The sequence below is a fragment of the Bradyrhizobium sp. Bra78 genome, from assembly GCF_024519855.1.
In the GTDB taxonomy this organism is placed as follows: domain Bacteria; phylum Pseudomonadota; class Alphaproteobacteria; order Rhizobiales; family Xanthobacteraceae; genus Bradyrhizobium; species Bradyrhizobium japonicum_G.
Genome location: NZ_JALJRE010000003.1, coordinates 641,835 through 661,398, shown reverse-complemented (window position 1 = coordinate 661,398; position 19,564 = coordinate 641,835). Strand labels below are relative to the sequence as shown.

Annotated in this window: 19 protein-coding genes; 5 read left to right on the top strand and 14 right to left on the bottom strand. The window is 65.1% G+C overall.

The window, feature by feature from the left end; genetic code table 11:
• The 4 genes from OC450_RS10380 to OC450_RS10365 are packed head-to-tail and all read right to left on the bottom strand — an operon-like array spanning window position 1 to window position 3,513.
• Window positions 1-663 (bottom strand): sulfite oxidase-like oxidoreductase, encoded by a 663-nt coding sequence (locus OC450_RS10380; RefSeq protein ID WP_211382755.1) that lies wholly within the window; start codon window positions 661-663, stop codon window positions 1-3.
• Window positions 664-666: 3 nt separating this feature from the next.
• Complete coding sequence (locus OC450_RS10375) at window positions 667-1,989, bottom strand: MFS transporter (RefSeq protein WP_211382756.1); 1,323 nt, start codon at window positions 1,987-1,989, stop codon at window positions 667-669.
• 33 nt (window positions 1,990-2,022) lie between these two features.
• A complete protein-coding gene (locus tag OC450_RS10370) occupies window positions 2,023-3,243 on the bottom strand; it encodes a cytochrome P450 (RefSeq protein ID WP_262047808.1) in 1,221 nt (406 codons plus the stop codon).
• A gap of 60 nt (window positions 3,244-3,303) precedes the next feature.
• Entirely contained in the window at window positions 3,304-3,513 is a 210-nt protein-coding gene (locus OC450_RS10365) for a ferredoxin (RefSeq protein WP_262047807.1), read from the bottom strand.
• A 157-nt stretch (window positions 3,514-3,670) separates the two neighbouring features.
• On the opposite strand from OC450_RS10365, the gene OC450_RS10360 reads away from it, so the two are divergent.
• Window positions 3,671-4,318, top strand: a complete 648-nt coding sequence (locus OC450_RS10360) for a TetR/AcrR family transcriptional regulator (RefSeq protein WP_211382758.1) — start codon at window positions 3,671-3,673, stop codon at window positions 4,316-4,318.
• Here OC450_RS10360 and OC450_RS10355 read toward each other — a convergent pair.
• Genes OC450_RS10355 through OC450_RS10340 form a run of 4 tightly spaced genes read right to left on the bottom strand, consistent with a single transcriptional unit; the run spans window position 4,315 to window position 8,262 of the window.
• Window positions 4,315-4,953, bottom strand: coding sequence for an aspartate/glutamate racemase family protein (locus tag OC450_RS10355; protein WP_262047806.1), 639 nt, complete (start codon window positions 4,951-4,953; stop codon window positions 4,315-4,317). The two genes, OC450_RS10360 and OC450_RS10355, sit on opposite strands and share 4 nt — an antisense overlap.
• Before the next feature lie 57 nt (window positions 4,954-5,010).
• Window positions 5,011-6,024: an amino acid ABC transporter substrate-binding protein gene (locus tag OC450_RS10350; RefSeq protein WP_211382760.1), complete on the bottom strand. Its 1,014-nt coding sequence runs from the start codon at window positions 6,022-6,024 to the stop codon at window positions 5,011-5,013.
• A gap of 12 nt (window positions 6,025-6,036) precedes the next feature.
• Entirely contained in the window at window positions 6,037-7,386 is a 1,350-nt protein-coding gene (locus OC450_RS10345) for an aspartate aminotransferase family protein (RefSeq protein ID WP_262047805.1), read from the bottom strand.
• Between the two features lie 3 nt (window positions 7,387-7,389).
• On the bottom strand, window positions 7,390-8,262 hold the full coding sequence (locus OC450_RS10340; protein WP_262047804.1) for a MurR/RpiR family transcriptional regulator: 873 nt from the start codon (window positions 8,260-8,262) through the stop codon (window positions 7,390-7,392).
• 86 nt (window positions 8,263-8,348) lie between these two features.
• Between OC450_RS10340 and OC450_RS10335 the strand changes: the two genes are divergently transcribed.
• A complete protein-coding gene (locus OC450_RS10335; RefSeq protein ID WP_256806410.1) occupies window positions 8,349-9,536 on the top strand; it encodes an amino acid ABC transporter permease in 1,188 nt (395 codons plus the stop codon).
• Window positions 9,537-9,538: 2 nt separating this feature from the next.
• A complete protein-coding gene (locus OC450_RS10330; protein ID WP_262047803.1) occupies window positions 9,539-10,645 on the top strand; it encodes an amino acid ABC transporter permease in 1,107 nt (368 codons plus the stop codon).
• A gap of 65 nt (window positions 10,646-10,710) precedes the next feature.
• On the opposite strand, the gene OC450_RS10325 is transcribed toward OC450_RS10330, so the two are convergent.
• Together OC450_RS10325 and OC450_RS10320 are read right to left on the bottom strand one after the other, a co-directional pair.
• A complete protein-coding gene (locus OC450_RS10325) occupies window positions 10,711-12,129 on the bottom strand; it encodes an amidase (RefSeq protein WP_211382764.1) in 1,419 nt (472 codons plus the stop codon).
• Window positions 12,130-12,165: 36 nt separating this feature from the next.
• Window positions 12,166-12,942 carry an SDR family oxidoreductase gene (locus OC450_RS10320; protein WP_262047802.1) on the bottom strand — a complete coding sequence of 259 codons (777 nt, stop codon included), beginning with the start codon at window positions 12,940-12,942 and terminating at the stop codon, window positions 12,166-12,168.
• Between the two features lie 156 nt (window positions 12,943-13,098).
• On the opposite strand from OC450_RS10320, the gene OC450_RS10315 reads away from it, so the two are divergent.
• Window positions 13,099-14,172: a tartrate dehydrogenase gene (locus OC450_RS10315; protein ID WP_211382766.1), complete on the top strand. Its 1,074-nt coding sequence runs from the start codon at window positions 13,099-13,101 to the stop codon at window positions 14,170-14,172.
• A gap of 200 nt (window positions 14,173-14,372) precedes the next feature.
• Here OC450_RS10315 and OC450_RS10310 read toward each other — a convergent pair whose 3' ends face one another.
• The 4 genes from OC450_RS10310 to OC450_RS10295 are packed head-to-tail and all read right to left on the bottom strand — an operon-like array spanning window position 14,373 to window position 18,583.
• Window positions 14,373-15,446: a malate/lactate/ureidoglycolate dehydrogenase gene (locus OC450_RS10310; protein WP_262047801.1), complete on the bottom strand. Its 1,074-nt coding sequence runs from the start codon at window positions 15,444-15,446 to the stop codon at window positions 14,373-14,375.
• Between the two features lie 11 nt (window positions 15,447-15,457).
• Window positions 15,458-16,369 (bottom strand): NAD(P)-dependent oxidoreductase, encoded by a 912-nt coding sequence (locus tag OC450_RS10305; RefSeq protein WP_211382768.1) that lies wholly within the window; start codon window positions 16,367-16,369, stop codon window positions 15,458-15,460.
• A 13-nt stretch (window positions 16,370-16,382) separates the two neighbouring features.
• On the bottom strand, window positions 16,383-17,633 hold the full coding sequence (locus OC450_RS10300) for a Zn-dependent hydrolase (protein ID WP_262047800.1): 1,251 nt from the start codon (window positions 17,631-17,633) through the stop codon (window positions 16,383-16,385).
• A 32-nt stretch (window positions 17,634-17,665) separates the two neighbouring features.
• A complete protein-coding gene (locus tag OC450_RS10295; protein ID WP_211382770.1) occupies window positions 17,666-18,583 on the bottom strand; it encodes a LysR family transcriptional regulator in 918 nt (305 codons plus the stop codon).
• A 120-nt stretch (window positions 18,584-18,703) separates the two neighbouring features.
• On the opposite strand from OC450_RS10295, the gene OC450_RS10290 reads away from it, so the two are divergent.
• Window positions 18,704-19,519: a putative hydro-lyase gene (locus tag OC450_RS10290; protein WP_211382771.1), complete on the top strand. Its 816-nt coding sequence runs from the start codon at window positions 18,704-18,706 to the stop codon at window positions 19,517-19,519.
• Window positions 19,520-19,564: the final 45 nt, after the last annotated feature.

Sequence of the window (19,564 nt, the reverse complement as noted above, 5' to 3'; positions counted from 1 at the left end):
CTAATCGTCGGAGTAGCGCTGTTCGGCCCAGGGATCGCCGCGGTTATGATAGCCGCGGACTTCCCAGAAGCCAGGCGCATCCTCGGTCAGGAACTCGATGGCCTGGAGCCATTTGGCGCTCTTCCAGAAATACAGATGCGGCACGACCAGCCGCACCGGGCCGCCATGCTCTTCGGTCAGCGGCTTGCCGGACCAGCTATGGGCGAGCAGCGCGTCCTCGGCGGCAAAGTCTTCCAGCGCGAGGTTGGTGGTGTAGCCGTCATGGGAATGCAGCACGACGAAGCGTGCATCGTCGCGCGGCTGGCAGGCCGCCAGCAGTTCGCGCGTCGCAAGCCCTTCCCATTGGTTGTCGTAGCGCGACCAGGTGGTGACGCAGTGGATGTCGGAGGTGAACTGCACCTGCTTCTGGGCGGCAAACTCGGCAAAGGTCCAGAACACCGGGTTCTCGATCGCACCGTAGACGTCGAGCCGCCAGCGCTCGCGCGAAATCGGTGGCATGACCCCCAAATCGAGGACCGGCCAGTCCTTGGTGAGATGCTGGCCGGGCGGCAGCCGCTGGTCCTCGGGACGCGTGGTCCTACCGGTGAGGAAGCGGCCTTCGCGCGCCCATTTCTCCTTGGTGCGCGTCAGCTTGCTGTCGGGCGGCTCGTTGTCGTCGGCCATGACCTACTCGTGGCGGTGCATCGCGGAGGCGTGCTTGGTGTCGCGCATGGTGGAATAGATGATCAGCGACAGGCAGATGATGCCGGCAAGATAGTAGTAGAACCACGCCTCATGCCCGATGCTCTTGAAATACAGCGCGATCGCGGGAGCGGTGCCGCCAAAGATCGAAACCGTGATCGCATAAGGCAGGCCGACGCCGAGAGCGCGGACGTTGGTCGGAAACAGCTCGGCCTTCACGACGGCGTTGATCGAGGTGTAGCCGGCGACGAACAGCCATGCGGCGCAGATCAGGATGAAGGCCATGAAGGGCGACTTCGACTCCTTCAGCGTCATCAGCAGCGGCACGGTCGCGAGCGTGCCGGCGACACCGAAGAAGATCAAGAGCGGCTTGCGCCCGATCTTGTCGGAGATCGCGCCATAGATCGGCTGGAGGATGGTCGCGAAGATCAGCGTGCCGAAGATCACGAAAGTGGTCTGGTCCTCGGTGAGCCCGACCGAGAGCTTCACGAAGGTCTGCATGTAGGTGGTGAAGGTGTAGAACGCCGCGGTGCCGCCGGCGGTGAGGCCGACCACGAGCAAAAGCTCCCGCGGATATTTCAGCAAATTGGCGAGCGAGCCGGTCGGCTTCACGACCTTCCTGGCTTCCTCGAACGCCTCGGTCTCGTGCAGGCCGCGCCGCATCACCGCCGCGAAGATCGCGAGCGCCGCGCCGATCGCGAACGGGATGCGCCAGCCCCAGGCCTTCAGTTCTTCGGGCGTGAGGAAGACCTTTTGCAGGAGCAGCAGCACGATGATCGCGGTGAGCTGGCCGCCGATCAGGGTGACGTATTGGAAGCTCGAATAGAAGCCGCGGTGCTTGGGATCGGCGACCTCGCTGAGATAGGTCGCGCTGGCGCCATATTCGCCGCCGAGGCTCAGGCCTTCGATCACGCGGGCAAGCGCCAGGATCACCGGCGCGGCAAAGCCGATCGACGCATAGGTCGGCGTCAGCGCAATGATCAGCGAGCCGAAGCACATGAAGACGACCGACAGCGTCAGCGAGATGCGCCGGCCGAAATGGTCGGCGATATAGCCGAACAGCCAGCCGCCCAACGGGCGCATCAGGAAGGTCGCCGCGAACACCACGGCGACGTTCAATTGTTGCACGACGGGGTCGTTGCCCGGGAAGAAGGCCGGGGCGAAATAGAGTGCAAACGCCGTGTAGGCGTAGAAATCGTACCATTCGACGAGATTGCCGATCGATCCGATGAAGATCGCCTTGATACGGCGCTTGGCGTCGGCGATGTCAATGTGGTCGGAGGCCAGTTGGGTAGCTTGCTCAGTCACGTCCGGCCTCTCCGCATCGCTGTTTGGAGAGGCCTACATCGCCTTTCCGAGCAGAAATGGCAACTGGCGGGGGCCTCTCACCGTGCCCTGCGACCAGGTCACGGTGCCTGCCGGATCGAGGGCGAAGTCCGGAATCCGCTTCAGCCATTCCTCCAGCGCAACCTGCATCTCCATCCGCGCCAGGTTGGAACCGACGCAGCGATGGATGCCGAGGCCGAAGGCGGCGTGTCGGTTCTCGCGGCGGTCGATCACGACTTTGTCAGCGTCCGGAAACACGCTGGGATCGCGGTTGGCAGCCGGGAAGGACAGCAGCACCATGTTGCCCGCCTTGACCGGGCAGCCGGAGATCGTGGTCTCCTTGACCACCTCACGCGCCATCGTCACCGGCGAGTAGGCCCGCAGCAGCTCCTCCACGGCGGTCGGGATCAGGCCCGGCTCGGCGATCAGGCGCTCGCGGTCGGCCGGCGTCTTGGCGAGATGCCAGAGCGACGAGCCGATCGCGCTCCAGGTGGTATCGATGCCGGCGATCAGGAGCAGGCGCAGCGAGCCCAGCACGTGGGACTCTTCCAGCGGCTGGCCTTCCTTGTCCCTGGCATTCATCAGATAGGAGATGAGATCGTTGGTCGGCCTCGATCTGCGTTCCTCGATGTGTGTCCTGAAATAGGCGCTCATCTCCTGCACGGCCTGGAGCAGCTTGCTCTCGTCCTTGATGCCGAGCTCGAGGATCATGTGGATCCAGTTGACGAACAGGTCGCTGTCGCTCTCGGGAATGCCGAGCATGTGGGCGATCGCGCGCACCGGAATGTGCTTGGTGTAGCGCGCTGCCGCGTCTACCCGGCCTTCGGCGATGAAATCGTCGATCAGCTCGTTGCAGATGGCGCGTACGCGCGGCTCGAGCCTCTTCATTGCGTCCGGCGTGAACGGCGGCAGCAGCAATTGCTTGGCCGGCTTGTGCACGGGCGGATCGGAGGTGATCGGCGGTGCGGCGTTCCTGGCGACCTCGGGCCGGACGTCGCGGACGATGATGCGGCGTGAGGAGAAATGCTCGGTGTCGTTGGCGATCTCGCGCACCGCCTCGTAGGTCGTCGGCATGTAGCATCCGAGAAAACGCTCGGTGTGCACGATCGGGCTCGCGGCGCGCAAATCGTCCCAGATCGGGAAGGGATCCTCCGTCCATTGCGGATCGGTGTGGTCGAAATCATGGATCCAGTCGGTCACGGGCGGATGGGCGGCGGGCTGGCTGACGTCGGACATGGCAGGAAATCCCTTGGGGGTCGTTCGGGAAAGGCACGTGGGGCGCGGGCAGGGGCTGCGCTACTCTTCGGTCACGTCGATTGCGATTTCCGGACAGTTTGATTTGGCAAGCCAGGCCTTGTCTTCGAGGCCGGGCGGGACCGTGCCGTCGCCGGCTTCATGGGCGTTGCCGTATTCGTCGAGCTCGAACAGCTCCGGCGCGAGCGCCTTGCAGCGTGCGTGTCCCTGGCATTTGTCGGGATCGACGCGAACCCTCAGTCGCTCTGTCATGGCGGCTTCCTCGGTCGTATGCACGCTGGCCCGGAAGGCGGCGCGTTCCTCTTGTCAATCTTTTGTCCACGGCATTTGCCGCTGGTCTTAAGTTATATGCTATTACATTCGTCGCAGGCTTCCCCTGTCAAGTGCAAACTTATAGGCTCGGCGCAACATGCGTTCACAACTTGCCCGCAAGCCAGGGAATCCCTACCACCATGGCGATCTGCGCGACGCCCTGATCAAGGCCGCGCTGCGCGAAGCGGAACAGGGTGGGGCCGAGGCGATCAGCATCAAGGCGCTGGCAAAGCAGCTCGGCGTCTCGCAGCCGGCGCCATACCGGCATTTTGCCGATCGCGAGGCGCTCCTCACGGCGATAACGGCAGAGGCGTTCCGGCAGTTCAGCGCGATCCTGCGCGAGGCGATGGCGAAGCCGTCCAGGCAATCGAAACTGTCGCGATTGGCGCAGGCGACGCTCGATTTCGGGCTGCGTCGCAACGGTATCTACCGCTTGATGTTCGCGTCCCGCACCGTGTCATGCGCCGCCAAGGGCAGCGAGCTGCACGAGGCGACGCGCGAGACCTTTGCGCTGGTGATCGAAGCTTTGGAAGCGCCGGCCGTCGGTTTCTTGCGCGAACGGCAGGCGCTGAAGATCTGGGCGGCACTGCACGGTGTGGTGATGCTGGCCGAGCAGGGCCTGTTCACCGGCGAGGCCGCGCATGCCACGCGCGAGGAGCTGGTCGAGGATTTCGTCAGCGAAACGAAGGCAGCGCTCGCGGTCGCGATCCGGGGCGCGCGTCAGAAGCCAAAGGTCCGCGCCTAGGCCTTCGCCGCAAGCAGCTTCATCAGCTTCTGTACTGCGCTGTCCGGCGTGGTCACGACGGGGCGGCCGGTGGTCTCAGCAACCAGCGGAGCCGTTGCCGCGACGCTGAACTGCGCCAGCGCGACGACGTCGCAACCGCGCAAGTCCTTTGACGCTTCGGCAATCAGCCGGTCGTGCGTGGCGCGGTCGCCGCGGTCGAGGGCGGCCAGTGCGCCTTCGGCAAGTTTCGGCACGACCTCGACGGAGGCGGGAAACTCGGGCGGCATCGAGGCCAGGGTCGGTGGGAAGGTGGAGAGCAGGCCGATCCTTTTGCCCATCGTCACCGCCTGCTCGATCATGGCTTCGTTCGGCCTGAGCACCGGCATCGGCGCATGCGCCTGCGCGACCGCCTCGATGCAGGGGCCGAAGGCCGAGCAGGTGAACAGGATTCCGTCCGCGCCCGTTGCTGCCGCATAATCGCCGAGCGCGAGGAAGCGATCGGTCATGGCATCGCTGAGCGCGCCGTCACGCGCCAGATCCGCCGACAGGCTGTCGTCGAGCAGGTTCATCAGCCGCGCCTCTGGCCACGCCTGCGCGAATGCCGCCTCGATCGGCGCGATGGAATGCTTGAGTGCGTGGATCAGGGCGATGCGCATGGGGTTTCTCTTTGTCCTCTCCCCGCAAGCGGCCGCAAGCGGGGAGAGGTGAACTTCCTACTTGAACGGCACCGCGTACATCAAGCCGCCCTTGGTCCAGAGGCCGTTGAGGCCGCGGTCGAGCTTGAGCGGGCTGGCCTTGCCGACATTGCGCTCATAGATCTCGCCATAATTGCCGGTAGCCTTGATCGCCGTGACCAGCCATTTGTTGTCGAGCCCGAGCCGCGAGCCGAGATCGCCGGAGGCACCGAGCAGCCGCTGGATCGCGGGTGTCTGCGACTTCGCCATCTCGTCGACATTGGCCTGCGTCACGCCGAGCTCTTCGGCCTCGATCAGGCCGTAATGCAGCCAGGTGATGATGTTGCTCCAGACCTCGTCGCCGTTGCGGGTGAAGGGGCCGAGCGGCTCCTTGCTGATGGTCTGAGGCAGCACGACGTAGTCGGCCGGATTTGGCGCTGCGGTCGTCACCGCGCCCGCGAGGGCGGAGGCGTCCTGGGTCATGGCATCGCAGCGGCCGCCGAAGAAGGTCTGGTACATGGTGTCGACGCGGTCGAACACCAGCGGCTTCCAGTCGATGCCGTTGGCGCGGCCGTAATCGCCGAGCGTAACCTCGTGCGTGGTGCCCTGCGCGACGCAGACGGTGGCGCCCTTGAGGTCCTTGATCTCCTTTACGCCGAGGTCCTTCTTCACGACAAAACCCTGGCCGTCGTAGAAATTGATCGGCCCCTGCTGCAGGCCCAATGTCACGCCGCGCAGATAGGTCTGCGTCGAGTTGCGGTAGAGCACGTCGATCTCGCCCGATTGCAGCGCGGTGAAGCGGTTCTGCGCGGTCAGCGAGACGTAGCGCACCTTGCTGGCATCGCCCAGCACGCCGGCCGCGAGCGCGCGGCAATAGTCGACGTCGAGTCCCTTGTAGTTGCCCTGCGAATCCGGCGCGGAGAACCCGGCAAAGCCGGCGCTGACGCCGCATATCAGCGTGCCGCGGCTCTTCACCGTGTCGAGCGTCGCTGCCTCCGAGACCACCGCAGATGCCGCGAGCAGGCCCGCCGCAAGAACCACTTTCCTCATCATGATACTCTCCCCTCAGTGATTGACACTACGCAACACGTTGTCGACGGCCGTGCCGAGCTTGTCGACGATCTGGTCGATCTCATCAGTCGAAACGATATAGGGCGGCGCCAGCAGCACGTGGTCGCCGCGGACGCCATCCACCGTGCCGCCGCCGGGATAGCAGCCGAGCCCGTTGGCGAAGGCCTCTGCCTTGATCTTCTGGTTCAGCTTGAGCGCCGGATCGAATGAGGTGCGGCTGGCGCGATCGGCGACGAGCTCGATCGCCCAGAACAGCCCGCGTCCCCTGATATCGCCGACATGGCGGTGATTGCCGAAGCGGTCGATCAGGCGCTGTTCGAGCTGCTTGCCGCGCTCCTTGACGCGCTCGAGAAGACCGTCCTCGCGGATGACATCCTGCACCGCGAGCGCGGCTGCGCAGGCGAGGGGATGCGCCAGGTAAGTGTGGCCATGCTGGAACGCGCCGGAGCCGGCGCGGATGGTGTCGATGATCCTTCCGCTTGCGAGCATCGCACCGATCGGCTGGTAGCCTCCGCCGAGACCCTTGGCGATCGCCTGGATGTCGGGCGCGATGCCTTCCTGCTCCCATGCGTGCGTGGTGCTGGTGCGGCCCATGCCGCACATGACCTCGTCGAGGATGAGCAGCGCACCGTGCCGGTCGCAGATCTCTCGTACCGCCTTGAAGTAGCCGTCCGGCGCGGTTACCGCACCGGCGGTGGCGCCGACGACGGGCTCGGCGAGAAACGCTGCAACGGTGTCAGGGCCGAGCCGCTGGAATTCGGCCTCGAGCTCGGCGGCGAGCCGCGCCACGAATTGCGCATCGGACTCGCCATCGTGCTTCTCGTGATAGGCAAAGGCTGGCGTCACATGGCTGAAAGCGCCGGAGAGCAGCGGCGCATAGGGCGCGCGACGCCAGGCGTTGCCGCCTGCCGCAAGCGCGCCGAGCGTGTTGCCGTGATAGCTCTGGCGCCGCGCGATGAAATGCTGCCGCTGCGGCTCGCCGCGCTCGATGAAAAATTGCCGAGCGAGCTTGATGCTGGCTTCGATCGCCTCGGAGCCGCCGCTGACGAAATAAGCGTAGGCGAGACCGCCGGGCTCATGGCCGACAAGCGTCTCGGCCAGGGCTTCGGCCGGCTCGGAGGAAAAGAAGGCGGTGTGCGCATAGGCCAAGGTCGAGGCCTGCTTCGCCATCGCCGCGATCACGCGCGAATGCTGGTGGCCGAGGCAGGAGACCGCAGCCCCGCCGGAGGCGTCGATCACGCGCCGTCCGTCCTCGGCAAAAAGATAGACGCCTTCGCCGCCGATCGCCTTGGGCGGCGTCTCACGCAACGAGCGGTGCAGCACGCGGCTGGTGCGAGAGGCCATGGGTCAACCTTTCTCCGAGACGTAGGTGGAGGCCGCGGCGAGCCGCGCCTCGCTACTTTCCAGGCGCTTCTTCGCGGCCGTGCCGCCGAGCGAGAACGTCACCGCGGCGAGCGACTGCGCGATCGCGATGGCGCCGGTCAGACTCGGGAAGAAGCCGGGCGAGGCGGCGGCCTCGAACAGCAGCACGTGGTCGGCACCCTCTGCCATCGGTGCTGTCACGCTGTCGGCGATCGCGATCAGCTTCGCGCCGGCGCGATAAGCGGCCTGTGCGACGCGAACGCTCGCATGCGTATAGGGCATGAAGCCGATGACGATGACGATCTCGCCGGGACGGATCGCGCCGAGATCGAGATCGTCGGGGCCCGATGCACCGACGATCTGCACCTGTTCGGGACGGAACAGCCGCAGCTCGTAGTTCAGCAATTCCGCGACGCTACGGCAACTTCGGTAGCCCGCAATCCAGATCCGCTTTGCGTCGTGCAGCGTGCGGGCCGCTTCCGCGATCGGAGGCACCGGGATGCGCGGAAGGCCCGCGGCCTCGGCCTCGAGCTTGTCGGTGACGAGCGTGACGTCGGCATTGGGGCCGTGGCGGCGACCCTTGGCGCGGATGGAGAAGGGCGCTATCTGCGCCGGCCGCCGCGCCTCCGTCAGCGCCGCGCGCAATTCGTCCCAGCCGGAATAGCCGATCGCCTTCGCAAGCCGCGTGAAGGCCGCAGGGTCGGCGCCAGCAACCGCTGCGAGATCGCGCATCGAACGGGTGGTGGCGTCGTAATCATTGGCGGCGACGAAGCGTCCGACCTCCTGCAGCCGCATCGGGAGCGATGGCAATGCAATGCGCAGTTCGCTCAGCGGCGAGGATTTAGCGGGCTCGGCCATGAAACATTTGTTGCACGATTTGAAGAATGGTGCAACAGTTGACGTGCGCCGCCGGAAATCGTTGTCTTGAGAAGGATTTTTGTGCTGTGACTTCGGACGCTCCAAGACCGCCGCCGCGCCGCCGCTTCTTAGGCGCCTTCGGGCGCCGCGAACTGCAAGGCCTGTTCTGGCAGGTCCTGGTGGTCGGGATCGTAGTCGGGGTCATCGTCTTCCTCTGGTCCAACACCGTCACCAACCTGTCGGCCCGCCGCATCACCACCGGTTTTGCCTTTCTGGGCCGCGAGGCCGGCATGCCGATCGCGGACAGCCTGCTCACCTACAATCCGAGAAACACGTATCTGTGGGCCTTCGTCGTCGGCATCGCCAACACGCTGCGCGTCGCGGTGATCGGCATCGTGCTTGCAACCATTCTGGGGACGCTGATCGGCATTTCGCGGCTGTCGGCCAACTGGCTGTTGTCGCGGCTGGCAGCCGTCTATGTCGAGACGCTCCGCGACATCCCGCTGCTGCTCCAGCTGCTGTTCTGGTACGTGCTGATGCAGACGCTGCCCGCCGCGCGCGCGGCGTTCCGGCCCGTTGAGGGCGTGTTCCTGTCCAATCGCGGCCTGATCCTGCCGGCGATCCCGATCGGGGCGCCGCAGCTCTGGGTGCTCGGCACGGCAGTGCTCGGGCTTGTGGCGTACTTTCTGATCCAGCGATGGCTGGTCGCTCAGCAGATGCGCGATGGCAAGCCGCGGCCGGCCTGGCCCTTTGCGGTCGGCCTCGTCCTCGCGCTGCCGACGGCAGTATCCGTGGCGCTCGGCGTGCCCTGGGCGATCGAATGGCCGGAGTTGCGCGGCTTCAACTTCGTCGGCGGGTTGACGCTCGCGCCGGAATATTTCGCGCTGCTGATCGCGCTCGTCACCTACACCTCGGCCTTCATCGCCGAGATCGTGCGCAGCGGCATCCAGTCGGTGCCGCGCGGCCAGTGGGATGCCGCCAATGCGCTCGGACTGCGTCGCAGCTTCATGCTGCGGCAGATCATTCTGCCGCAGGCGTTGCGCGTCATCGTGCCGCCGATGACGAGCCAGTATCTCAACCTGACCAAGAACTCTTCGCTGGCAGTGGCGATCGGCTACCAGGACGTGGTCTCGATCGCCAACACCACGCTGAACCAGACCGGGCAGGCGATCGAGGCGATCGCCCTGATCATGGCGGTGTTCTTGACCATCAGCCTCGGCATCAGCTTCTTCATGAACTGGTACAATTCGCGCATCGCGCTGGTGGAGCGCTGACCATGACGGCGATCACCGACATGCCGGAGGTGCCGCGCGCGGCCCGCCGCCCGCAAATCGGAAACCCGGTGCTGCGCTGGCTGCGCGCCAATCTGTTCTCGTCGATCCCGAACGGCATCCTCTCGGTCGTGCTGCTGGCGGTGCTTGCCAAGGGTATCTTCAGCTTCGTGCAATGGGGCATCGCCAATGCGGTCTGGTTGACGCCGGCAAACGATTCCAGCGCTTGCCGGGCGGTGCGCGGCGTCGGCGCCTGCTGGGCGATCATCCCCGAAAAATATCGCTTCATCCTGTTCGGCACCTATCCGTTCGACGAGCAGTGGCGGCCGGCGCTGTCGGTGCTGGTTTTCATCGCGCTGTTCTATCTCTCCACGCGCCGCGCCCTGTGGCGGCGCGAGCTGGCCTATCTCTGGATCGGGGCGCTGGCGCTGATCAGCATGCTCATGTGGGGCGGTGTGTTCGGTCTGTCCTTCGTTTCTCAGGACCGCTGGGGCGGCTTGCCGGTGACGCTGATCCTGGCGACCTTTGGTCTGGCCTTCGGCTTCCCGCTCGGGATTCTCGTCGCGCTCGGCCGGCGCTCAAGGCTGCCGGCGATCCGCTCGCTCAGCGTGCTCTATGTCGAATTGATCCGCGGCGTACCGCTGGTGAGCCTGCTCTTCATGGCGAGCGTGATGTTTCCGCTGTTCATGCCGAACGGATTCAACATCGACAAGCTCTTGCGCGCGCAGATCGCGATCATCCTGTTCGCAGGCGCCTATCTGGCCGAGGTCATTCGCGGCGGCCTCCAGGCGGTGCCGCGCGGGCAGTATGAGGCGGGCGATGCGCTCGGGCTATCCTACTGGCGCAAGCATCGCCTGATCGTGCTGCCGCAGGCGATCCGCCACGTCATTCCGCCGCTGGTCAACACCTTCATCGCCTTCTTCAAGGACACCAGCCTCGTGCTGATCATCGGCATCTTCGATCTGCTGACGACGGCGAAGACGGCGATCATCGATCCGGCGTGGCAGCAGTTCTCGGTCGAGGTCTACATCTTCGTCGCCGCGATCTATTTTGTCTTTTGCTTTGCGATGTCGCGGTACAGCCGCAGCCTGGAGGCGACCAGCGGGAGGTGATCCTCCGCCTCTCCCCGCAAGAGCGGGGCGAGGGAGCGCACCGAGTGCGTGGCGTGCCGATTGTCTTACTTCTTCACCTTCGGGTCGATCGGCGTCGTTTCGCGCAGGCCCAGAATATCCTCCAGCACCTTCGCGCCCGCGATCACCTGCGCATCCGCGCGGGGCGCCCCGACCACCTGCACGCCGACGGGCAGGCCCGAAGCCGTGAAGCCGCAGGGCAGCGACAGCGATGGGCAGCAGGCCAGCGTGATCGCATAGACGATGCCGAGCCATTCGACGTAATTGTCGAACTTCTTGCCGGCGCATTCGGCGACATAGCGGTGCTCGATCGGGAAGGGCGGCACGATCGTGGTCGGCACCAGCAACAGATCGTAGGTCTTGAAGAACTCGATCGCGCGTGCGGTCATGCCGACGCGCTGCGCCTCGGCGCGCTCGAGTTGCTCGACGGTGAGCTTGAGACCCTCCTCGATGTTCCAGATCACTTCGGGCTTGAGCAGGTCGCGCTTGGTGCGCAGCAACTGCGCCTTGCTGATGGCGAAGTCGAAGGCGCGCAGCACGTGGAAGCACTCATGCGCCTCGCGCCAGTCCGGATGCGCCTCCTCGACGATCGCGCCGGCTTCCGCGAAGCGTTCAGCCGCCTTGCGCGTGATCGCCTTGACCTCGGGATCGACCGGCGTGATGCCGAGATCGGGCGAATAGGCGATGCGCTTCGGCTTGTTGCCCGAGCGCGCCGCCGACAGGAACGAGGTCGCCGGCGCCGGCAGCGACAGCGGATCGGCCGCGTAGTCGCCGCTCATGGCATCCAGCAGCAGCGCGAGATCCTCGACGTTGCGCGCCATCGGGCCGAGGACGCCGAGATTGCGGTCGATCGCCGCTTTCGGCGTATGTGCAACCCGGCCGATGCTTGGCCGCATGCCGGCGATGCCGCAGAAAGCTGCCGGGCTGCGCAGGCTGCCGCCCATGTCGGAGCCCTGCGCGAGCCAGGCCATGCCGGTTGCGAGCGCCACGGCGGCGCCGCCCGAGGAGCCCGCGGCGGACTTGGATGTATCCCAGGGATTGAGGGTCGCGCCGAACACCTCGTTGAAGGTGTTGGCGCCGGCTCCGAACTCCGGCGTGTTGGACTTGGCGTAGACCACCGCGCCGTTACCTTCGAGGTTCTCCACCATGAGGTCGGACTGTTTGGGCACATTGTCCTTGAAGATCGGCGAGCCCTGCGTGGTCAGAACGCCCGCAACGTCGGTCAGGTCCTTGATGGGCACCGGCAGGCCTGCGAGCAGCCCGCGTGCGCCGGCCGGCTTCTGCATCAGCGCCTTGGCGCTGTTCCGCGCGCGATCGAAGCACAGCGTCGGCAGCGCATTGACCTTGCCGTCGACGTCGCTGATGCGTTTCTCCAGCACATCCAGCAGCTCGAGCGGCGAGACGTCGCCGGACCGCAGCTTGTCGACGACGGCGCATGCGGTTTCACGGATCAACTCTTGAGACAATTATTCTACTCCTACTCTTGCAAAAGGTCGGAAATACTAACCCCATCCCGCGCTGATCCCGCCGTCCACCGTGTAGATCACGCCCGACGTGTAGCCCGCGCGGTCCGACGCCAGGAACGCCATGAGATCGCCGATCTCGCGCGCATGCGCAGGCCTGCCGAGCGGCAGGCTCTTCTGGAATTCCTTGTAGCGGCTCTCGTCGCCAAACTGGTGCTTCGCACGCGTCTTGAGCAGCGTGACGTGACGGTCGGTCCCGACCGGGCCGGGGTTGATGCCGACCACGCGGATGTTGTCGGCGAGGCTCTTGCCGCCGAGCGCGCGGGTGAAGGCCATCAGTGCGGCATTGCCGGCGCTGCCGCAAATGTAGTTCGCGTCGAATTTCTCGCCGGCCGCGCCGATGTCGTTGACGATCACGCCGCCCCCCTTCGCCTTCATCTGCGCGTAGATCTGCCGCGTCAGGTTGATGTAGCCGAACACTTTCAATTCCCAGGCGTGCCGCCATGTCGCCTCGTCGATCTTGTCGATCGAGCCGCCCGGGATGTCGCCGGCGTTGTTGACGAGAACGTCGATGTCGGCGGCTTCCCTGGCGAGCCGCGCCAAATCCTCGGCCTTGCGCAGGTCCACGATGCTGGTCGCGGCATCGATCTGATGCGCGGAGCGCAAGCGGTCCGCCAGCGCCTTGAGCTGCTCGCCGTTGCGGGCGGCGAGCAGCAGATGCGCGCCTTCCTCGGCAAATGCCTCGGCGGCGGCTGCGCCGATGCCCTTGGACGCGCCCGTGATCAGGACGCGCTTGCCACGCAGATGCAGATCCATGGGATGTACTCACTCGGTGGGAACGGAATCAAATCAGTAGGCGGTCGGCCGCGCCACGGTCAACATTGCAGTGCAGCGTTGCACTGTCGCCGCGTTTGGTCCATTGCAGTGCGGTCAAAAGGACGGCGGTTGCCGGACCAAAAAGGGACGTTCTCGATGAGCAAGAAACAATACCGGATCGCGGTCATACCCGGCGACGGCATCGGCAAGGAAGTGATGCCCGAGGGACTGCGTGTTTTGGAGGCTGCCGCCAAGAAACATGGCGTATCCCTGCATTTCGACCATTTCGACTTCTCGTCCTGGGACTATTACGAGAAGCACGGGCAGATGATGCCGGATGACTGGAAGGAGAAGATCGGCAAGCATGATGCGATCTACTTCGGTGCGGTCGGCTGGCCGGCCAAAATTCCGGATCACGTCTCGCTGTGGGGGTCGCTGATCAAGTTCCGCCGCGAGTTCGATCAGTATGTGAATTTGCGCCCGGTGCGTCTGATGCCCGGCGTGCCGTCGCCGCTGGCGGGCCGCAAACCCGGCGACATCGATTTCTGGGTCGTGCGCGAGAACACCGAAGGCGAGTATTCCTCGGTCGGCGGCCGCATGTTCCCGGACACCGACCGCGAGTTCGTGACGCAGCAGACGGTGATGACCCGCGTCGGCGTCGATCGCATCCTCAAGTTCGCGTTCGAGCTCGCCCAGTCGCGGCCGAAGAAGCACCTGACCTCGGCGACCAAGTCGAATGGCATCTCCATCACAATGCCCTATTGGGACGAACGCGTGGAGGCGATGGCGAAGAAGTTTCCGGGCGTGAAGTGGGACAAGTACCACATCGATATCCTCACCGCGAACTTCGTGCTGCATCCAGACTGGTTCGACGTCGTGGTCGGCTCGAACCTGTTCGGCGACATCCTCTCCGACCTCGGCCCCGCCTGCACCGGCACGATCGGCATCGCGCCTTCGGGCAACATCAATCCCGAAGGCGATTTCCCCTCGGTGTTCGAGCCGGTGCACGGCTCGGCGCCCGATATCGCGGGGCAGGGCATCGCCAACCCGATCGGCGCGATCTGGTCGGGCGCGATGATGCTCGAGCATCTCGGTGAGAAGGAAGCCGGCCGGTCGATCGTCGATGCGATCGAGCGCACGCTGGCCGAACGCACGCTGCGTACCAAGGATCTCGGCGGCAACGCCGACACCACCGCCTGCGGCAAGGCGGTCGCGGACATGGTGGATTAGTTCGCTGTTTTACCCTCTCCCCTTGTGGGAGAGGGTGGCTTCGATGCGAAGCATCGAAGACGGGTGAGGGGGGGCCTCTCCGTGGAGACAGCGCTCTCATTTGGGAAATTATTCGTCGCGGAGCGAACCCCTCATCCGTCGCTTCGGGCCACCTTCTCCCACAAGGAGAGAAGGGGAAGCAGCACGTCGCATCAGGCCAATCAACCTGCGATCTTCTCGATCGCAGCCTGATCGAGCCCGAACTTCTTCCCGGCTTCAAGAATCTCCTGCCACGTGGTCGGGTCGACCGGGATGCCTTCAGCCAGCCGCTTCTTCTTGGTCTCGCGCTCGGGCTCGCCGGCGATCCTCACCTTGTCGACGCCGGGGGCGGGCGGCGAGCCGGTGTGCCAGGCGACGAAGCTCTCGACTTCGCGCGCCAGGTTCTCGCCGGTGCCGAGCTTGCCCGGATCGATGATGATCGAGAGCATGCCGTTGAGGACGTTGTGCTTGCCGTCGGACGGGCCCTTGACCGCCTGCCCGCCGGAGAGCGCGCCGCCGAGGATTTCGCATACCAGTGCGAGCCCCGAACCCTTGTGCTCGCCGAACGGCAGGATGGCGCCGTGCGGCGGGATCACGGTGTAGCGCGGATTGACGGTGGGCTTGCCTTCGTTGTCGATGATGGTGCCGGGCTCGAGTTCGACGCCCTTGTTATGGGCGACGCGGGTCTTGCCCTGCGCGATCCTGCTGGTGGCAAAGTCGAGCACGATGGGGTCCTTGCCCCTGCGCGGGATGCCGACGCAGAGCGGGTTGGTGCCGTGGCGCGCATCGCTGCCGCCCCAGGGCGCCACGATCGGGCGCGAGATCACGTTGACGAAGTGGATCGAGACCAGCCCGTGGTCGATGCACTGCTCGGCCCAGTGGCCGATGCGGCCGATATGGTGCGAGTTCGAGAGGCCGACGAGACACACGCCGTTGCGCTTGGCGCGCTCGGCCGCCAGCTCCATCGCTTCATGACCGATCACCTGGCCGTAGCCGGTGAGGCCGTCGAGGGTGAGAAGCGGACCGGTGTCGAGCACGATCTTGACGTGCTGGTTCACGGCGAGGCCGCCCGTGGTGACGCTCTGGACATAGCGCGGGATCATGCCGACGCCGTGCGAGTCGTGCCCCTTGAGATTGGCCTCGACGAGGTTCGTCGATACGAGCTCGGCCTCGCGGTCCGAAGATCCGCCCGCCTTGACGATTGCGCGGATGGCGTTAGTGAGGGGCTCAGCCCTGATGGTGCGGTAATCGGCCATTGTTGTTGCTCTTATCCCTTCACGATCCGGCGGCAGTGGACCAACGCCGCTTCAATCAGGTTTTCGCTCGCCTCCGGTGTGCGGAAGGCCGAATGCGCGGACAGCGTCACGTTTGGAATCTTCGTCAGCGGGTGGTCCGCAGGCAGGGGCTCGATGTTGAAGACGTCGAGGCCGGCATGGCGGATGTGGCCGGACTTCAGCGCGTCGATCATCGCGGCCTCGTCCACGACTGCGGCGCGGGCGGTATTGACGAGGATGACGCCGGGCTTCATCGCAAAAATCTTCTCGCGGGTGATCATGCCGCGGGTCTCGTCGTTGAGCAGCAGATGCAGCGACACCACGTCGCTACTTGCCAGCACCGCGTCGAGATCGGTGAACTCGACGCCCGGAAAGCTCTTGGGCGAGCGGTTCCAGGCGATCACCTTCATGCCGCTGCCCGATGCGATGCGCGCGACCTCGGCGGCGATGCCGCCGAAGCCGATCAGGCCGAGCGTCTTGCCGGTGAGCTGCATGCCGTCCTCGCGCAGCCAGTTGCCGCCGCGCATCTCGCGATCCATCATCGCGATGACGCGGGCCGAGGCCCACATCAGTGCGATCGCGGACTCCGCCACCGCGGTGTCGCCATAGCCCTTGATCAGATGCACGGAGATGCCAAGCTCTGCCAACTCTTCCGGGTTCATGTAGCTGCGCGCGCCGGTGCCGAGAAACACGACGTGCTTGAGCCCAGTGCACTTCTTCGCGACCTCGGTGGGAAGCGCCGTGTGATCGACGATCGCGATCTCGGCGCCATCGAGGATGTCAGGATATTGCTCGGGCTTGATGTCGGGGTCCCTGTGGATCCGCACTTTGGGGTCCCCGGGCCGCTCCAGCCGCTCCATGATCACGGCGAGGGCTTCGTTGGCATCGACGAAAACTCCGCGCATGGTCTTTCTCCGGTCAGGATGCGACGCCGGCGATCGCCAGCACCGTGTGCATGAGAACGTTGGTGCCTGCGGCGCAGTCGGGCTGCGTGGCGTCTTCCAGCTCGTTGTGGCTGATGCCGTCCTTACAGGGCACGAACACCATCGCAGCGGGGATGATAGTGTTGAGATTGCAGGCATCGTGGCCCGCGCCGGAGGTGATGCGGCGAGAGGAATAGCCGAGCGTCTTTGCGGCATTCTCGACTGCCGCAATCAGCTTGGGGTCGAAATGCGTCGGCGGCTTGCGCCAGACGAGGTCGATCTTGACCTCGACCTTGCGGCGCGCGGCGATCTCGGCAATGGCGGCACGGAGGTCGCGGTCGAGCGCATCCATGATCGCGCCATCCGCACTGCGGCAATCCATGGTGAAGGCGATCTCGCCTGGAATGACGTTGCGGGAGGGATTGGCGATCACGGCCTCGCCGATGGTGCCGACCGCTTTCGGCCCGTGCTTCTTCGCAATAGCTTCCATTGCCAGCACGATCTCGGACAGTGTCGCCAGCGCATCGCGCCGCAGCGGCATCGGTGTCGAACCCGCATGGCTTTCGAAGCCGGAGATCTTGCCGTCGTACCAGAGCACGCCCTGGCCGGAATCGACCACGCCGATGGTCTTGCCCTCGGCTTCCAAAATCGGGCCCTGCTCGATGTGCAGCTCGACGAAGCAGCCGAGCTTCTGGAAGCCGACCGGCTTGTCGCCGCGATAGCCGATGCCGTCGAGCGCCTGACCGACGGTCGTGCCTTCGGCGTCCTTGCGCGAGAGGATGTCGTCGGTGGTGAAATCGCCGACATAAGCCGCGGAGGCCATCATCGCCGGTGCGAAGCGCGAGCCTTCCTCATTGGTCCAGTTGACGACGCAGATCGGCGCCTCGGTCTCGATGCCGGCGTCGTTCAGCGTGCGGATCACTTCCAGCGCGCCGAGCGTACCCAGAATGCCGTCATACTTGCCGCCGGTGGGCTGGGTATCGAGATGCGAGCCGATGCCGACGGGCAGCTTCGACATGTCGCGCCCCTTGCGCAGGCCGAACTGTGAGCCGAGCGCATCGGTGTGCACCTCGAGGCCGGCCTCCTCGCAGGCCTTGCGGAACCAGTCGCGCACCTGCTTGTCTTCCGCGCTCAGGGTCAGCCGCCGCACGCCGCCCTTGGCCGTTGCGCCGAATTGTGCGGTCTCGTGGATGGAGCCCCAGAGGCGGGCGGAATCGATTTGCAGATTGGTGGTGGCTCGGCTCATGCGGTCGGTCTCTCGATTGTCCGGCGCCTGTTTCAATGACGCGCCGGCGCGGCCTCGTCAACCGCGAGGCTGCTCTGCGCAATCTGCCGTGCAAGCTCGGCGACGCGCTCGATTGCCACGACGTCGGGTGAGGCGAGCCAGCTTGCCGTGAAGGTCAGCGGCGCGATGGTGAGATCGGTGTCGAGCAGCTGCAACCGCCCGTCGGCGAGCTCGTCCTCGACGATGGCGTCGGGGATCACGGCGATGCCGAGCCCTTCGACCGCCATGTGGATGACCGTTGCCAGCGAAGCAGAGGCGTGCAGACGGATCGGCGGCAGCTCCGGCCGGTCGAACACTTCGCGCACGACTTCGTAGGGCCGGGTCTTGCGCGGGAAGGTGATGATCGGAAACCGCGCCAGCTCGGCCCTGGTCACCGGGCCGCTGCCGAACCCGAGCGAGGGGCTTGCGAGAAAGCCGATCGGATAGTCGGCGAGCACGCGATTGTGCACGCCGGAAGTCGACAGCGGTCCCACCACGAAGGCCAGCTCGATCTCCTGCGCGAGCAGGCGTGCGGTGAGGTTCGGTGTGATGTCGACCTCGATCTCCAGCGACAGGTTCGGGTAGACCTCGTTCATGCTCTTGACGAGCCGCGGCAGCCAGGTGTGCACGATGGTCTCGGCGACACCGAGCCGCATCACGCCGCGCATCGCCGAGCGGTCGCCGATCTCGGCTATCATCGCGGCGCGCAGGCCGATCAGCTTCTCCGCATAGACCATCATCTGCCGGCCGCTCGGCGTCGGCGACGCCACGCGATGATCACGGTTGAGGAGTTTCACCCCCATCTCGCGTTCGAGCTGAGCGATGCGCTGGGAGATCGCGGGCTGGGTGGTATTGAGCCTTTGTGCGGCGCCGCGAAAGCTGCCGAGCTTCACAACCCAGAGGAACGTCTCGATTGACCGGAAGTCCAGCATTGGAAGGATTTTCCTGTTCGATAAACAAAATTTATCGATCTTGATTAGAAACGACGATTAGACTTTATAACACGCTTGGTGTTGGCTTGTCTTTGTCGAGTTTATAGGCAGGTCGATCTCATGACTGTTTTGGTGGCAGCGCAGCAAACTGAAACGCCCGACACGCTCCCGAGCCGTACGGCGCGGCTCGCCTACCGCGAGGGGCTGGTCGCCTCCACCGCCGGCGTTGCCCCCGGCTTCGTCCAGGGCAATCTGGCGATTCTGCCGGCGGAATATGCCAGCGCCTTTCACCGCTTCTGCCAGCTCAATCCCAAGCCGTGCCCGATCATCGGCATGTCCGATATCGGCAGTCCGCACATTCCGGCGCTGGGCGCCGATCTCGACATCCGCACCGACGTGCCGCGCTATCGCGTCTGGCGCGACGGCGAGGTCGTCGACGAGCCGACCGATGTGACCAAGCATTGGCGCGACGATCTCGTGACCTTCGTGCTCGGCTGCTCGTTCTCGTTCGAGGAGGCGCTGCTCGACGAGGGCATGCCGATCCGTCACATCGAGCAGAACGTGCGCGTGCCGATGTACCGCACCAACATCGCTTGCGGCGAGTCTGGTCCGTTCGCGGGTCCCATGGTGGTGTCGATGCGTCCGTTCAAGCCGGCGGATGCGATCCGCGCGGTGCAGATCACCTCGCGCTATCCCGCCGTGCACGGCGCGCCCGTGCACCTCGGTCATCCGCATCTGATCGGCATCAAGGACATCGCCAGGCCGGACTACGGCGACCCGGTGCCGGTTGCTGAGGACGAGATCCCGGTGTTCTGGGCCTGCGGCGTGACGCCGCAATCGGTCATCAATGCCGCCAAGCTGCCGTTCGCGATTACGCATTCGCCCGGTCTGATGCTGGTGACGGATCTCAAGAACAGGACCATGGCCGTGATTTAGTAGGCAGCGTTTGCTGCTTGTTCGGGCTTTACCGCATCCATCAAT